A 15307-nucleotide genomic window follows, 5' to 3' on the forward strand; every position below is an offset into this window, starting at 1 on the left:
GCTAGCGGTCCGGCACCTGCGCGGACCTCGGCCCCTCACCCTCCGGACGCTCCGGGGCCCGAACGTGAGCGAGGACACCGGCGAGCAGGACCGCGAGGTCGCGCACGTCCTCCACGGGTGCCGGGCCGTCCGTCCACGACAGGACCGCGCGGCCCTCGAAGCGCAGCCGGACCCCGCCGTACGCGGGGGTCAGGAGCACCTGCCGCACCGGCTCCGTCAAGAGGTCGTGGGCCGCGAGCTCGTCGGGGGCCCGGACGGTCCAGGTCGCGGCGAACACCGGGTCGTCGAACACGACCTGCCGGCCCACGACCCGCTGGACCGACGGCTGCCGGTAGCCCGCGGGCACGACCTCGACCGTCGGGACCTCCCCCGGGACGTCGAGGGCCACGACCTGGCACTCGGCCATCGTGGGGCGCCCGCGCGACGCCATGGTCGCGGCCGAGCGCCACGCGTAGCGGAACGTGACGAGCCGCCTGCCGTCCACCGTCCCCCGGCGCAGGTCCTCGACCCGGCCGCGGTCCTGCACGTCGAACGGGGCGCCCTTCCAGCGGTCGAGCAGCGCGTCGTCGCCCGGGCCGGGCTCCCAGCCGAGCTCGCGCAGGAGCGCGTCCTGCGCGTCCCGGCGCCTGCGGCTCGCGGTCCTGCCCAGCACCGCCGCGGCCACCACGAGGAGCAGCAGGACGCCCAGCACCACCAGGCCGACGACGGACTCCCGGGTCACGCGCGACTCCCCCTGCGCCGCACTCCCCTAGCGCCCCTCGAACGCCCGCACGGCCGCGCGCGGCGCGACCTTCAGCAGCCCCGACGCCAGCCGGTAGCGCAGCGAGGGCGTCGAGATCACGACGCCGCGGCGCACGTCCGCGAGGGCCGCCGAGACGACCCGGTCCGCGTTGAGCCACACGACGTCGGGAAGCTGTGTGTAGTCGATCCCTGCCCGCTCGTGGAACTCGGTGTGCGTGAGCCCCGGGCACAGGGCCGTGGCCGTGACGCCCGTACCGCGCAGCTCGACCGCGAGCCCCTCGGTGAACGTCCGCACCCACGCCTTGGCCGCCGAGTACGTGCCGCCCGCCGTGAGCGCCGCGACCGACGCGACGTTGAGGATCGCGCCGCGCCCGCGCTCGGTCATCTGCCCTGCGGCGGCGTGCGACAGCACGAGGACCGCGCGCACCATGACGTCCAGGGCCTTGACCTCTGCGTCGACGTCGCCGCCCACGAAACGCTGACGGACGGTGTAGCCCGCGTTGTTGACGAGCAGGCCCACGGGCCGCCGTCCTGCCTCGTCCTCCTCGAGCACGGCGAGGCGTTCCGCGACGCGCGCGACGTCGTCGGGCACCGAGAGGTCCGCCGGGAGCACCTGGACCCGCACACCCGCGGCCGCGCGGATCTGCGCCGCGACGCGCTCCAGGCGCTCCTCGTCGCGCGCGACGAGGACCAGGTCGTGACGGGCCGTGGCCAGCTGCCACGCGAACTCGAGCCCCAGGCCGGCGCTGGCGCCGGTGATCAGTGCAGTCGCCATGGGCCCAGCCTAGGGTGCGTGAGGCGGTCGCGAGACCCGCAGGCCCGACGGCGTCACGCACCCGCTCCCACCGCCTCGCCGCAGGGCGTGGGTCGCCCCGGATAGCCTGTCGCTCATGCGTCTCGCCACCTGGAACATCAACTCGATCCGAGCCCGCGCCGAGCGCGCCGTGGCCTTCCTCGAACGCTCGGGCACCGACGTGCTCGCGCTGCAGGAGACCAAGTGCAAGGACGCCCAGTTCCCGCACGCGGTGTTCGAGGCCGCGGGGTACGAGGTCGCGCACTTCGGCCTGAGCCAGTGGAACGGGGTCGCGATCGTCTCGCGCGTCGGCATCGAGGACGTCGAGACGGGCTTCGCGACCCAGCCCCACTTCGGGGCCGAGCCGCACCTGGAAGCCCGCGCGATCGGGGCGACGTGCGGCGGCGTGCGCGTGTGGAGCCTGTACGTCCCGCACGGTCGCGCGCTCGATGACCCGCACTACCCGTACAAGCTCGAGTGGCTGCACAACCTGCGCACCCAGGCCTCGGGCTGGCTCGAGGCGGACCCCGCGGCGCAGGTCGCGCTCGTCGGGGACTGGAACGTCGCACCGCTCGACACCGACGTGTGGGACCCGGCCGTGTTCGCGGGGCACACGCACACCTCGCCGGCAGAGAGGGCGGCATTCTCAGCGTTCTCGACGGCCGGGTACACCGAGGTCACGCGCGACTTCTTCCCCGAGGAGCACAAGTACACGTACTGGGACTACCAGCAGCTGCGCTTCCCCAAGAACCAGGGCATGCGGATCGACTACGCGTACCTGTCCCCCGCGCTGCGCGCCCGCGCGACGGGCGTCGAGATCGACCGCGACGAGCGCAAGGGCAAGGGCGCCTCGGACCACGTCCCGGTCATCGTGGACCTGACGGACTGACCGTCCCACCCCGCAAACGCTGAGTGCGGAGCAGTTGTCGTCGAACGAGCCGTTCGACGACAACTACTCCGCACTCAGCGACGACGAGCTAGCCCAGCGTCACGACGACCTTGACCTCGGAGCCCGCGGGCTGCACCGGGATCGGCTGCGTCGGGTCGAGCTCGACGCCGTCGAGCGTCACCGACCGCACACCCTTCGACACGTGGTCGGGGTTGCGCACCTCGATCTCGTAGACCGCGCCACGCCACTCACGGCGCACCTCGAAGCCGTCCCAGTCCTTGGGGATCGACGGGTCGACGACCAGGCCGTCGAGGGCCAGGCGCACACCGAGGATGTACTTCGTCGCGGCCGTGTACATCCAGCCCGCCGTACCCGTGAGCCACGGGTTCTGCGCCTTGCCGAACCACTCGTGGTCGCGGCCGTACAGGAACTGCACGTAGGCGTAGGGCTCGGCCCCGCGGACCTCGATGTTGTCGTTCTGGTTGTACGGCAGGATCGCGTCGTAGAACTGCACGGCCTCGTCGCCGCGGCCCAGCATGGCCTCGGCGATGATGGGCCACGCGTTCGGGTGCGAGAAGATCGCGGCGTTCTCCTTGATGCCCGGGTACACGCGCGTCACGAAGCCGACCGTGTCGTCGACCTTGGTGAACGCCGGCCAGTTCAGGTGGTTGCCGTACTCCGAGCCCAGGAGCTCGCGCACCGAGTCCATCGACGCCTCGCCGCGCTCCTGCGTCGTGATGCCCGCGATGACCGGCCAGGCCTGGTGCTCGAGGAAGATCTTGCCCTCGTCGTTGTCGTTCGAACCGATCTTCACGCCGTCGCGCGTGTAGCCACGGATCCACCAGGCGCCGTCCCAGAGCTGGGTGTCGGCGACCTTCGCGATGCGCGCGAGCTCGGCCTCGTACTTGGCGACGTCCTCGGTACGGCCCAGGGGACGAGCGATCTCCAGGAACGCCTGGATGGCCCACGCGTGCAGGAACGTGACCAGCGAGGTCTCGCCGCCGCCCAGGTTGAGGCAGTCGTTCCAGTCGGCGCGCAGGCCCAGGGCCACGCCGTTCTGGCCGATCTGCTTGCTCGAGAAGTCGAGCGCACGCGTGAGGTGCTCGTACACCGTGGCGGGGGTGCCCTCGGCGAACGGGATCTCCTCGTCGAGGAACTCCAGACGGCCCGTCTCCTTGACGTACTCCACGACCGACGGCACGAGCCACAGGTGGTCGTCCGAGCAGGTGTCCTCGAGCCCGTGGATGAGGTCCTTGGGGTCGGGGGTGGGGACGATCGTGGGCGACGGGACGTCGGGCAGCTTGGGTGCGTCCGGGTCGAACGCCTTGGGCTCGAACAGGTGCAGGCCGTAGCCCGCCTCCGTCTGGGCCCGGAGGAGCTCGACGATGCGCTGGTGCGTCTTGGTCGGGTTGGTGTGGATGACGCTCATGACGTCCTGGGCCGTGTCGCGGAAGCCCAGGCCGCTGCGTCCGCCGACCTCGACGAACGACGCGAAGCGCGACCACACGACGCAGGTCTCCGCCTGGAGCAGCGTCCACGAGTTGATCATGGTGTTCATGCCCTCGTGGGGCGTGCGGATGCGCAGCTTGTCCTGCTTGGCCTTCCAGTACGCGGCCAGGCGGGCACGCTCGGCGTCGACGGTCGCGACGTCCGCGTACTTGGCCTGCATCGCGCGGCCGGCCTCGGCGCGCGAGCCGTAGCCGAGCATGTAGACGAGGCGCTTGGTCTCACCCGGCTGCAGCGTGATCTTGTGCTGGAGCGAGCCGCAGTGGTTCTGCGTCGTCGCGCTCTCGTTCGAGCCGTGCCCGCGCTCGATCGCGATCGGGTTGGCCTCGGAGCGGTAGGGGCCGATGAAGTTGTCGCGCAGCGAGTCGTACGACGACGGCGCCTCGCTCGACGCGAAGTAGTGGAACGTCCACGGCTCGTAGTAGGCGTCGTACTCGATGATGCCGTCCTCGTAGGACGACCCCGTCGAGTAGAGCGACATCTGCAGGTTCTGGTTGTCGATCGTGATCGTGTGGAAGGAGAACTCCACGTACGACCCGACCGTCAGCTCGCGGACCTCGTCGGTCGTGTTGGTCAGGCGCACGTCCCAGATCTCGACGTCGTCGTCCAGGGGGATGAAGATCGTCTGCTGGGCGTCGATGCCCTTGTACTGGGCCTCGAACGTCGAGTAGCTCAGGCCGTGGCGCGTCGTGTACGTCGCGCCGTCCTCGTGTCCATCAGCCGCGAGCGGCTTGCCCACCGGCTGCCACGACACCGACCAGAAGTCGCCGTCGGCCTCGTCGCGCAGGTACACGTAGTGCCCCGGGCGGTCGAGCGGGACGCCGTTCTGACGGAACCGCGAGATGCGGCCGCTCTGCGCCGACTTGTAGTACGAGTAGCCGCCGCCGTTGTGCGAGAGCACGGTGCAGAAGTCCTTGGTGCCCAGGTAGTTCGTCCACGAGACGGGGACGTCTGGGCGCTCGATGACGTACTCGTCACGAGCGGTGTCGAAGTGGCCGTAGCGCATCGTCGGGTCGGTTCCTGTCGGTGAGAGGTGCGGGTGGGTGGGGTAGGTGTGCCGAGCCTCCGGGGTTCGAGGACCCCGGGGGACGGAGACTCAGACGCCTGCGGTCACGAAGCCCTTGAGCCAGTCCAGCAGCTCGCCGGCCTTCTCGGGCGAGTCCGCCTCGACGAACATGCGCAGCACGGGCTCGGTCCCGGAGAACCGCAGGAGTGCCCAGTTGTCGTTCTCGAGGACGATCTTGGTGCCGTCGAGGTGGGAGATGCTCACGACCGGGTAGGGGCCGATGTGCGTGAGCGGGTCCGCCTCGAGCCGGCGCGGCACGGCGACCCGCATCTCCGGCGTGGAGTCCACGCCGGCCTCGAGCGTGTAGAGGCGCCCGGTGATCTCGTAGATCATCTCGCGCAGCTCGGAGATCTTCTTGCCGGTGCGGGCCAGCATCTCCACGACCAGGGCGCACGCGAAGATGCCGTCCTTGCCGAGGATCCAGCCTCGGACCGTCAGACCGCCCGAGGACTCGCCACCGAGCACGGCACCGATCTCCTCCATGCCGGCCGTGACGTGCTTGAAGCCCACCTTGACCTCACGCGACTCCTCACCGAAGTGCGCGGCGAGGCGGTCCAGCAGGTGGGTCGTGGCCAGGTTGCGCACGACGCCGCCCTTCTCGCCGCGGAACTCGTGCAGGTACCAGTACAGGAGGAGCAGGAGGTCGTTGGTCGAGATGTACTCGCCGGTCTCGTCGACGATCCCGATGCGGTCGGAGTCGCCGTCGGTCGCCATGCCCAGGTCGTAGCGTCCGCCGCCCTGCTGGATCATCGAGATCAGCGTGGACAGGCGCTGCAGGTCCGGGGCGGGCGCGATGCCGCCGAACAGCGGGTTGTGCGACGCGTGGATGAACTCCGAACGCACGCGCATGTCGTTGAGGATCGTGCCGAGCGTGAGCTGGCTCGTGCCGTACATGGGGTCGACGATCACCCGCAGGTCCGAGCCGCGGACGGCGTCGACGTCGACGATCTTCTCGATCGCGTCGACGTAGGGCTCGGTGAGGACCTTGTCCACGACGAGCCCTGCCTTGCGGGCCACCGCGAGGTCGAGCGTGATGACGTCGTCGACGCTGAGCGCGTTGGCCTCGTCCTGGTAGCGGTCGGTCTCGTCGTCGAGGGGCAACGAGCCGTCCTGGCGGAACACCTTCATGCCGTTCCACTCGGGCGGGTTGTGGCTCGAGGTGACGATGATGCCGTACGCGGCGCCGAGGTACGGGGCGGCGAACGTCACGAGCGGCGTGGGGACGTCGTCGGGCAGGAGGGTGACCGGGATGTTGTTGCCCGCGAAGACCTCGGCCGCGGCGATGGCCGACTCGCGCGAGAGGAAGCGGCGGTCCCCGCCGATGACGACGCCCAGGTCGTCGATGCCCTTGCGGACCGTCTCGTTCGCGATCGCCTGGCACAGCCGACGCACGTTGGCGAGCGTGTAGCCCTCGCCGATGATGGCCCGCCACCCACCGGTGCCGAACACGATCTTGGTGTCGGTGTTCTTCTTGGGCATGAACAGGCGCTTGAGGAGGATGTCGGCGGCCTCCTGCAGCTCCTCGGCCGTGTTGATGCCGCGGACCTCGTCGGTGTCGTAGATGCGGTACGACGAGATGCTCTTGTGCTTGGCGATGACACGGCGGGCGAGCTCGGTGAGCCGGTGCTCGCCCTCGGCCAGCATGACCTCGAGCTCGGTGAAGAGCAGACCGGGGGCCGCGACGTAGGCACCCACGTTGACCTCGACGGGCTCCCCGGCGGTGTGCGCGTCGGCGGGCCGGTCCGACTCCTCGAGGATCGCGGTGATCTCGCCGTCGTGGCGGACGATGCGGCCGTAGGTCGGCAGGCCCTCGGTCACGACGGCCGCGAGCAACGACAGGTCGGCGCCCTTGAGCGTGTGGCGGGTCAGGAGCCCGAGCAGGGACTCGGAGCGCAGGAGGGGGGTGTCGGCGTAGGCCACCAGGACCTCGCTCGCGGGGCGACCGAGCGCCTCGACCGCGGCCCGGGCAGCCAGCACGGCGCCGCCCGTGCCGGGCAGCTCCCGCTGCTCGACGTACTGGAACCCTTCGCCCAGCAGTCCCCGCACCGCCGTGTCACCGGGGGCAACGACGACCACGATGCGGTCGTCGGCGATGATCTTGCGGACGTTCGCGACGGCGAGCTGGACCACGGTCGCGTCACCGAGCGGGCGCGTGATGAGCTCGCGCGAGGCGTCGTCGTGGCCTGCGGCGAGGACCACCGCCGCTCGGTCGTTCGTGGTGGCGGAGACCTGGGCGGCCTGTGGCAGGGTCATGACGTCCTCACTGCTCGGTGATGCGTCGTGCGCGGCCCGTGCAGACCACGCTCGGTAGGGCACCGGAGAGCCGACGGAAAAAGCACGACTCCTTCCAAATCCCTCGCACGAGGGACCGCGGATGCCCGGTACCACCACCGATCATAGACGCGCGCAGGGCCGTCCCGAAGGCCCCCGAGGGGTTTGGGGTGGAATCCTCACAAAATATTCGTCGACGGCCCCCGCGCACCCGCCCCGATGCGGCCTGTGGGAAGTCTCGGCGGCGGTCGCGCGTCCTGGCTACGGTTCTCCCATGACGTCACCCCCGCCGCAGGGCTCGGACACACCGGACCAGGACCCGTTCGCCCCGCCCGCCCCTCCGTACTCACCCGGCGGTGCGTCGCGCCAGCCCCCGCTCGTGCCCTACCGGCCACCGGTCGGGGCGGACGACGCACCCCACCCCGGGGACCCGTACGCACCTCCGGCCCCCGGGGTCCCGACGGCGCCTCCGCCCTCGGGCGCACCGGCCTACGGTCCGTACGGGGCGCCCGGGACGCCCGTGTACGGCACCCCTCCGCCCACCGGGGCCTCCGGGTACGACCCCTCGGTCGGCCAGTACCCGCCCGGGCACGGCGTCGGCTACGGCCCTGCCTACGGCCACGGCGCTCAGCCGACGTGGCCACCGGCCCCCTCGTGGGACGCCTCGTTCGCGCCGCCGCCCCGACAGAACGGCCTGGCACTCGCGTCGATGATCACGTCGCTCGCGGGGCTGCTCCTGTGCATGGTCCCCGGGGTCGTCGGCCTGATCCTCGGCATCGTGGCCCTGCAGCAGATCTCGCGCGACGGGACGACGGGCCGTGGGTTCGCGATCACGGGCATCGCGGTGGGAGCGGTCGGGACCGCCTTCGTGGTGCTCTGGCTCTTCGCGATGCTGGGGTCCTGGTGAGCCACCCGGCCTCCCCTCACGGATACGACCCGGACGTCTTCTACGCACCGGGCTGGCAGCCCGCGGCCCCGCGGATCGAGCCGCTGGCCGTCGTCGCCCTGCCGACCGGGCTGCTGCTCGGGCCTGTCGGTGTCGGGATCGGGGCGGCTGCGCTCGCGCGCATCCGGCGCGACGGCACCCGCGGCACCGGTCTCGCCTGGGCGGGCATCGCCCTGGGGGTCGCGGTGACGCTGACAGCGATCGCGGTGGTCGTCGCGCTGTTCGTGGGGCGGGCCGCGACCGCCCCCCTGCCGGCCGACGTGAGCGAGCCCCGCTCGGCGCACGCACGCCAGCTCGTGCTGGGGAACTGCCTGGCCGAGCTGCCCGACGACGGCGAGGTCTCCTCGGTGCGGGTCGTGCCGTGCGCGGACCCGCACGAGGCCCAGGTCGTCGCGCGCACCGACTTCGCCGCGGACGCGGTGTGGCCGGGCCAGGACGCGGCAGGCGCCCGCGTGTCCCGGGTGTGCTCGCCCGCGGTGCTGGCGGGCGACGCACCCACCGAGGGGATCGAGCTGGTCGTGTGGTCACCGTCCGAGGCGTCCTGGGCGCAGGGCGACCGGACCGGGCTGTGCGTGGCCGCCACCGGGGAAGCCGTGGAGGGTTCGCTGATCGACTGAGCCCGGCCCCGGGGGCGCCTCGTGCTCCGACGACCCCGGTGCCGAGCGGCGACCTCGCTCGCGAGCTCCGGCCGTCGGCCACGAACCCCTCCTCCTCGACGGATCAGCCGCTGATCGGACCGCCGTGCCCAGGGACCTCGTCGGCGTGGATCAGCGCGAGGTAGGAGCGCAGTCCCGCCGCCATGTCGACGGGCGGACGCGGCCCCCCTCGTTCGAGGAGGAACTGCACCTGGAGCCCGTCCATGACGGCGACGAGGGCCCGCGCGGCGGCGGCGACGTCGACCCCCGGACGCAGCAGTCCGTCGGCGTCGCGACGGGCGAGCTCGTGCCGGGTGCGCGCGAGCACACCGTCGTAGCGGCGCTGGAAGTACGCGTGCGCCGGGTGCTCGGGCGAGGTCGCCTCGGCCGAGAGGATGCAGAAGAGCTCGACGATGCCCGGCCGGGCCGCGTTGCGTCCGACCACCCGCATCAGGGAGTCGAAGTAGTCGACCCCGTCCTGACGGTCCTTGTCGAACAGGACGAAGTCCACCTCGTCCCGGCGTTCGAGCACCGCCTGAAGGAGCGTCTCCTTGGTCGGGAAGTGGTGCAGGAGGCCGGGGTGGGAGATCCCCACGCGCGAGGAGATCTCGCGCAGCGACGCCGAGTGGTAGCCGACCTCGCCGAAGAGCCCCGTCGCTGCCTCGATGATCTCGTCACGCTTGGCGCGCCCCTTCGCGTAGCCGCGCGGTGCGCTGCCTGCGCCTCGGCCGGGCCCGTCCCGCCGGGCCCGGTCTCCCGGGCCGGGCTCCGTCGTCGGGCCTGCGTGGTCGTGTGCGTGCGTGGTGTCTGACGTCGTGCTGGGCATGCGCCCTCCCCCGTGAGTGTGCTTCCCCGCGAGCGTAGCGCCGAGGACCCGGCCCGACACGTCGCGTTCCACTCCCGATCCGTCCGGAGCGCCGACCCGTGCGGGGCACGAGAGGGCCGCGGTTCCCGGTGCGACAGCGGCCCCTTCTCCGTCCGCACTCTCCGGTCAGACGCCGGACCCGGCCCTCAGGAGGCCGGGTCCGGCACGGCGAGCAGACCGGCCGCCACGAGGTCACGGATCTCGGTGTCGGAGAGGCCGTGGTCGCGCGCGATGCGGACGAAGCGCGCGGCCGCCTCGACCACCGCGGCCCGGTCGAGCGTCGCCGGGGGCGCGGTGACGAGCGTCCCGACCCGGCGGCGGGTCGTCACCAGCCCGGCGGCCTCGAGGTCGCGGTAGGTCCGGGCGACGGTGCCGGGGGCGATGCCGAGGTCGTTCGCGAGGGCGCGGACCGTGGGCAGCCGCTGCCCGTCCACGAGGGTCCCCGCGGTGACGAGGGCCGCGAGCTGCGCGCGGAGCTGCTCGTAGTGCGGCGTGGACGAGTCGACGTCGATCCGGACGGCGAGGCTCACGGGGTCGCTCCGAGCGGTCGGGCCGGCTCGACCGCGGGCGCCGGGTCTCGTGCGGGCCAGACGGCGGCGCCGATCGCCACGAGCGCGAGGGCGACCGCGGCCGCGAGGAGCGACGTCCCGGCGACGATGTGCGCTGTGCTCGGTGGTGGGGCGTAGACCCCCGAGCCGTGACCGAACCCGAGGATGCGCAGGGCCAGTCCGGCGAGGGAGACGAGTCCCGCCAGGGTCAGGCCGATCACGAGCTGCACGATCCGCAGCACCCGGCGCGCGACCCGGCGCCGCAGCCACATGTCCCACTCCTCGCTCACGTCGAGAACCGCCGGCCGGGACGTGATCAGCCGGAGCACCACCTCGCACAGCACGAGGACCACGAGCATCACCACGACGATCGGCCCGGTCCACAACCAGCCGGGAAACGACCCGACCGTGAAGGCGTCGTGCTGGTCGATCACCCGCGACACCCGGCGGGGACCGGACGCGACGAGAGCGAACGCGATCGCCGCGACGACGGTGGCCCCCGCCCAGACCCGCACCAGGCTCCGCGCGACGGGCGGAGCCACGTCCGCTGCCGTCCGCGCCGTCAGGGTCGCCTGTCGGGTCGCTCCCTGTGGCTTGGGCCAGGTGACCTCGCCCACCGCGTACACCGCCAGGACCCCCACGAGCGACGCCATGGGCAGCACCGCGAGCAGATGAGGCGACGGCAGCCGAACGGACACGAACTCGAACAGCGGGAGACCGAGGCCCACGACGAGGGGTACCGCCGCGACCACGGCGGTGAGAACGGCATGACGAACTGCCCGTCGCGCTGCGGTCGAGGGCGCGACGACCCGTCGTCCGTCGAACCACAGGAAGGCTCCGGCTCCCAGCGTTGCGCACACCAAGAGCGCCACTGCCAGCATCGCCGGGGGCAAGATCTCGAACATGGGTCCCCCTCGTCAGAATGACTATTGAACACAAACTATGATCATTAGGGTTCAAGGTGTCAAGAGCCCACCTCCGCCGCAAGTCGCAACCCACCTTCCCCCCTCCGCCAGAAGCGCCCACGACCGCCCGGAAGCCAGGCTGGAGGCACGGCGCGCGGCACCTCGGCTGCGTGTCCGGAGGAGAAGGGATCCCCCGATGCCAGCCATCGAGATCGTGGGCCTGCGCAAGTCCTACGGGACGTTCGACGCCGTCCGCGACGTGAGCTTCGCCGTCGAGCCCGGCAGGGTCGTGGGGCTGCTCGGCCCCAACGGCGCGGGCAAGACGACCACGCTCAACGTCCTGCTGGGGCTCGCGTCTGCGAGCGCCGGCACCGCGACGATCCAGGGCAGCACGTTCGCGGCCCTGGAGAAGCCGGCCTCGACCGTGGGCGCGCTGCTCGACGCGGGCGGCCTGCACCCGGGCCGCAGCGGTCGCGACCACCTGCGGGTCCTCGCGACCGCGGGAGGGATCGGGGGCCGACGGGTCGACGAGGTGCTCGCACTGGTCGGGATGGATCGCGCCGCCGACCGCCGCGTCAAGACCTACTCGCTGGGCATGCGCCAGCGCATCGGGCTCGCCGCGGCGCTCCTGGGCGACCCGCAGGTCCTGGTGCTCGACGAGCCCGCGAACGGCCTGGACCCCGCGGGCATGCGATGGATGCGCGAGGTCCTGCGCTCGTTCGCGGACGGCGGCGGGGCGGTGCTGCTCGCGAGCCACGTCCTGGCCGAGGTCACGCAGGTGGCCGACGACCTGGTCGTGATCGGCCAGGGCCAGGTCATCGCCGACGGCCCGCTCGCGGACCTCGTCCGCGGCGAGTCCCTCGAGGACTTCTACCTGCACCTGACCGCCGAGACCGAAGGAGTCCGCTGATGCTCCGCGCCGAGCTGCTCAAGCTGCGCACGACCCGCACGCCCTGGATCCTGGGGATCGTCGCCCTCGCGGGCATGCTCCTGGTCCAGGCACTGACGATCGCCCTGCCCCGCATCCTGTCGGGCCTCGAGGGCCTGGGTGGCGGTGCCACCGTGGGTCTCGGGGCCTCGCCCGGGATGACGGCCGACCTCGCGCCCGACCTGGGCGGCCTCACTGACCTGGGTTCCGCCGCCGTCCAACGCTCGATGCTGGACCTGCTGGGCAACGGCCCCGCCGGGTCCGGGTCGGCGGGCGTCGCGGTCGTCTGCATGCTGCTGCTGGGCGTCCTCACGGTCACCACGGACTTCCGCACGGGCGGCATCGTGCCCACGGCCCTCGTCGTGCCGTCGCGACTGCGCGTCCTCGCCGGCAAGGCGGGCGCGACCGCTGTCGTCGCGCTCGTGACCGGTGCCGCGCTCGCGGTCCTCACCGCCCTGGGCCTGTTCGTGGGAGTCGCGTCGACGGCGGACGCACAGCTCCAGATCGGTGCGGGCGACGTCCTGGGCGTGTGGGGGCGCGGGTTGCTGGTCCTCGTGCTGTTCGCCTGGCTCGGGCTGGGGATAGGGACCCTGGTCCGCGGGCAGGTCGCGGCGATCCTCGTCGTCGTGGGCCTCGTGCTCGTCGAGCCCATGATCCAGGCCGTGGTCGTGCTGCTCTCGGGCGGCACGTCGAGCGCTGCGGCGTGGCTGCCGCTGGGGCTCGGCTCGCTCGCCTCGACGGGCCAGAGCGCGACGTCGGTCCTGGGCGGCCTCGCCCCGATGGGCGTCGGGGTCGCGCTGCTGGGCCTGGTCGCGTGGGTCGCGGTCGCGCTCGGGTCGGGCGCGGTGACGTTCCGTCGCCGCGACCTCGTCTGAGGCGTCGGCCGTCGGGCGCCACGGCCACGTACCGTGGTGCCCGACGGCGCCGCTCACCCGGGAGCACGGTCCGCCCGGTGCGGGGTCCGCTTCCCGCACCGGCGGGCCCCACCGCCTGCCGACCAGCCCGGCACCGTCCGTCCCGACCCACGGGACCTCGACCGCTCGACCCGAGAGGAGCCCTCGTGCTCGACGCCCTGCACCGCCGGCTCGCCGCGGTCGGCATCCGCACCCCGATGGCCCGCGACGCGCTGCTCGGTGCGGTCGTCGCGGCCCTCACGGTCTGCTTCCTGCTGGCCGTCGAGCGGATCGTCCTGTCGGACCTGGGCATCGTGGTCGACGGTGCAACCGACTCCCTCCGGTTCTCGACCGGCGGGCGCGTCGCGGCGATCACGCTCGTGGTCGCGCAGGCCATGGCGCTCACGCTGCGCCGTCGGGCACCGTTGCTCGCGCTCGCGCTGACCGTGGTGGGCCAGGTCGCGCTCGTGCCCGTGCTGCCCGCGATGGTCTCGTTCCAGGCGCCCGCGACGCTCGTCGCGGCCTACTCGGTGGGGGCCTACGCACCGCGGCGCACGGCCCTGTGGGCGGCCGGTGCAGCGGCGGGCGTCCAGGTGCTGCTGGGCTTCGTGCTCGGCGGACCCGTGCCCATCACCTCGGCCGGCCCCACGCCGGTCGCGGTCCAGGTCTGGGGCGGCCTCGCGTCGGCCCTCCTGACGTACGTGGCCTCGGCGCTCGTGGGCGCGTACGTCGGCACGCGCCGTGAGCTGTTCGCCCAGCTGCGAGGGCGGGTCGCCCAGGCCGAGCGCGAGCGCGACATGCTCGCGGCGCAGGCCGTCCTGGAGGAGCGCGGTCGCATGGCCCGCGAGCTGCACGACGTCGCCGCGCACCATTTGTCGGGGATCGTCGTGCAGGCGGCCGCGGCCGAGCGCCTCGTCGACCGTGACCCCGAGCGCGCCAAGGAGTCCATGCGCTGGATCCGCACCCAGGGGCGCGAGACGCTCGACAACCTGCGCCTGGTCGTCGGCATCCTGCGCAGCTCGTCGCAGACCGGTCCGGGCGAGCCGGACGAGGAGGCGCCGTCCGCGCCGCAGCCCACGCTCGACGACGCGGGCGAGCTGCTCGACCTCGCACGCAGCGCGGGCGCCGAGGTGCGCGACGTGCGGCGCGGCGAGCCCTTCGCCCTGTCCCCCGCCGTCCAGCTCACGGTCTACCGCGTGCTCCAGGAGGCCCTGACCAACGCGCGCCGGCACGCGCCGGGCCGCGCGATCGAGGTCGTGACCGACCACCAGCAGGCCGCGCTCGTCCTCACGGTGACCAACAGGCTGCCGGTCGCGGCGATCTCGGGCGGCCGGGGCGGCCGGAGTGCGGGCCGTGACCTCGATGCGCGCGAGGGGCACGGCGCCCCGGGGGCCGCTGCGGTGTCCGACAGGTCGACCAGCGCAACGGCCGTCGCCCAGGACGCGCCCGGGCACGGCCTCATCGGCATGACCGAGCGCGCGACCCTCGTCGGCGGGACGCTCAGCGCGGGCCCCGTCCCGGGCGACGGCTGGCGGGTCCGGCTCTCGGTCCCCCGGCCCGCAGCGGCCGAAGCCGCCGCTCCCACCCCCACCATCCCCGAGCGCTCGGCGACGTCCACGGACGAGCCGGGCTCCGCCGTCGGGCAGGAGATCCCATGACCCGAGTGGTGCTGGTCGACGACCAGGCCGTCGTCCGCGCAGGCTTCACCGTGATCCTCGAGAGCGAGGGCTTCGAGGTCGTGGGCGAGGCGTCGAACGGGGCCGACGCCGTGCGCGTCGCGCGCCGCGAGCGCCCAGACGTCGTGTGCATGGACGTCCGCATGCCCGGCGGGGACGGCATCACGGCGACGCGCGCGCTCGCGGGACCCGGCGTCGTCGACCCGGTCCCGGTGCTCGTGGTGAGCACGTTCGACCTGGACGACTACGTGTTCGGCGCCCTGGAGGCCGGGGCGAGCGGGTTCCTGCTCAAGGACGCCGAGCCCGACGTGCTGATCGACGCGGTGCGGCGCGTGGCGTCGGGCGAGGGTCTCGTCGACCAGACGCTCACGCGGCGCGTGATCGACGAGTTCGCCCGACGGCGGTCCCCCGCCACCCCCGACGAGGTCGCCTCGGGACTGCTCACCTCGCGCGAGCACGACATCCTGGCGCTGCTGTGCCGGGGGCAGTCGAACGCGGAGATCGCCGCCACGCTCTTCCTGGAGGCGAGCACCGTGAAGTCGCACCTGAGCCGGATCATGACCAAGACGGGCATGCGCGACCGCGTCCAGCTCGTGGTGTGGGCGTACGAGCACGGGATCGCGGCGCCCGGCACGAGCTGACCCC

14 protein-coding genes are annotated in these 15307 nt (G+C 72.7%); 7 read left to right on the forward strand and 7 right to left on the reverse strand.

The window, feature by feature from the left end; translation table 11 throughout:
* Nucleotide 1 precedes the first annotated feature (1 nt).
* Both JOD49_RS09155 and JOD49_RS09160 read right to left on the reverse strand, forming a co-directional pair.
* Nucleotides 2-721 carry a hypothetical protein gene (locus tag JOD49_RS09155; RefSeq protein ID WP_205306912.1) on the reverse strand — a complete coding sequence of 240 codons (720 nt, stop codon included), beginning with the start codon at nucleotides 719-721 and terminating at the stop codon, nucleotides 2-4.
* 27 nt (nucleotides 722-748) lie between these two features.
* The gene (locus tag JOD49_RS09160) at nucleotides 749-1516 is read right to left on the reverse strand and encodes an SDR family NAD(P)-dependent oxidoreductase (protein ID WP_205306913.1); all 768 of its coding nucleotides are present in this window, start codon (nucleotides 1514-1516) and stop codon (nucleotides 749-751) included.
* A gap of 115 nt (nucleotides 1517-1631) precedes the next feature.
* Between JOD49_RS09160 and JOD49_RS09165 the strand changes: the two genes are divergently transcribed.
* The gene (locus tag JOD49_RS09165) at nucleotides 1632-2423 is read left to right on the forward strand and encodes an exodeoxyribonuclease III (RefSeq protein WP_205306914.1); all 792 of its coding nucleotides are present in this window, start codon (nucleotides 1632-1634) and stop codon (nucleotides 2421-2423) included.
* Between the two features lie 88 nt (nucleotides 2424-2511).
* Here the strand turns inward: JOD49_RS09165 and JOD49_RS09170 are convergent, their stop codons facing one another.
* A complete protein-coding gene (locus JOD49_RS09170) occupies nucleotides 2512-4935 on the reverse strand; it encodes a glycoside hydrolase family 94 protein (protein WP_205306915.1) in 2424 nt (807 codons plus the stop codon).
* Nucleotides 4936-5025: 90 nt separating this feature from the next.
* Entirely contained in the window at nucleotides 5026-7248 is a 2223-nt protein-coding gene (locus tag JOD49_RS09175) for an NTP transferase domain-containing protein (RefSeq protein WP_205306916.1), read from the reverse strand.
* Between the two features lie 292 nt (nucleotides 7249-7540).
* On the opposite strand from JOD49_RS09175, the gene JOD49_RS09180 reads away from it, so the two are divergent.
* Together JOD49_RS09180 and JOD49_RS09185 are read left to right on the forward strand one after the other, a co-directional pair.
* A complete protein-coding gene (locus tag JOD49_RS09180; RefSeq protein WP_205306917.1) occupies nucleotides 7541-8173 on the forward strand; it encodes a DUF4190 domain-containing protein in 633 nt (210 codons plus the stop codon).
* Nucleotides 8170-8829, forward strand: a complete 660-nt coding sequence (locus tag JOD49_RS09185) for a DUF4190 domain-containing protein (RefSeq protein WP_307822464.1) — start codon at nucleotides 8170-8172, stop codon at nucleotides 8827-8829. Before JOD49_RS09180 ends, JOD49_RS09185 begins: the two co-directional genes overlap by 4 nt.
* Before the next feature lie 103 nt (nucleotides 8830-8932).
* On the opposite strand, the gene JOD49_RS09190 is transcribed toward JOD49_RS09185, so the two are convergent.
* From JOD49_RS09190 to JOD49_RS09200, 3 genes are all read right to left on the reverse strand, one after another.
* A complete protein-coding gene (locus JOD49_RS09190; protein ID WP_205306918.1) occupies nucleotides 8933-9673 on the reverse strand; it encodes a TetR/AcrR family transcriptional regulator in 741 nt (246 codons plus the stop codon).
* A 185-nt stretch (nucleotides 9674-9858) separates the two neighbouring features.
* Entirely contained in the window at nucleotides 9859-10242 is a 384-nt protein-coding gene (locus tag JOD49_RS09195) for a GntR family transcriptional regulator (protein WP_205306919.1), read from the reverse strand.
* Nucleotides 10239-11165, reverse strand: coding sequence for a hypothetical protein (locus JOD49_RS09200; protein WP_205306920.1), 927 nt, complete (start codon nucleotides 11163-11165; stop codon nucleotides 10239-10241). Before JOD49_RS09200 ends, JOD49_RS09195 begins: the two co-directional genes overlap by 4 nt.
* Nucleotides 11166-11361: 196 nt before the next feature.
* Here JOD49_RS09200 and JOD49_RS09205 point away from each other — a divergent pair, with 196 nt between their 5' ends.
* The 4 genes from JOD49_RS09205 (at nucleotide 11362) to JOD49_RS09220 (ending at nucleotide 15303) form a co-directional block, all read left to right on the forward strand.
* On the forward strand, nucleotides 11362-12075 hold the full coding sequence (locus JOD49_RS09205) for an ABC transporter ATP-binding protein (protein WP_205306921.1): 714 nt from the start codon (nucleotides 11362-11364) through the stop codon (nucleotides 12073-12075).
* Nucleotides 12075-12968 (forward strand): hypothetical protein, encoded by an 894-nt coding sequence (locus JOD49_RS09210; RefSeq protein WP_205306922.1) that lies wholly within the window; start codon nucleotides 12075-12077, stop codon nucleotides 12966-12968. The genes JOD49_RS09205 and JOD49_RS09210 overlap by 1 nt, the downstream gene beginning before the upstream one ends.
* A 185-nt stretch (nucleotides 12969-13153) precedes the next feature.
* Nucleotides 13154-14644: a sensor histidine kinase gene (locus tag JOD49_RS09215; protein WP_205306923.1), complete on the forward strand. Its 1491-nt coding sequence runs from the start codon at nucleotides 13154-13156 to the stop codon at nucleotides 14642-14644.
* On the forward strand, nucleotides 14641-15303 hold the full coding sequence (locus tag JOD49_RS09220; protein WP_205306924.1) for a response regulator: 663 nt from the start codon (nucleotides 14641-14643) through the stop codon (nucleotides 15301-15303). The genes JOD49_RS09215 and JOD49_RS09220 overlap by 4 nt, the downstream gene beginning before the upstream one ends.
* The last annotated feature ends 4 nt before the right edge of the window (nucleotides 15304-15307 follow it).

This window comes from Oerskovia jenensis, assembly GCF_016907235.1.
Taxonomy (GTDB): domain Bacteria; phylum Actinomycetota; class Actinomycetes; order Actinomycetales; family Cellulomonadaceae; genus Oerskovia; species Oerskovia jenensis.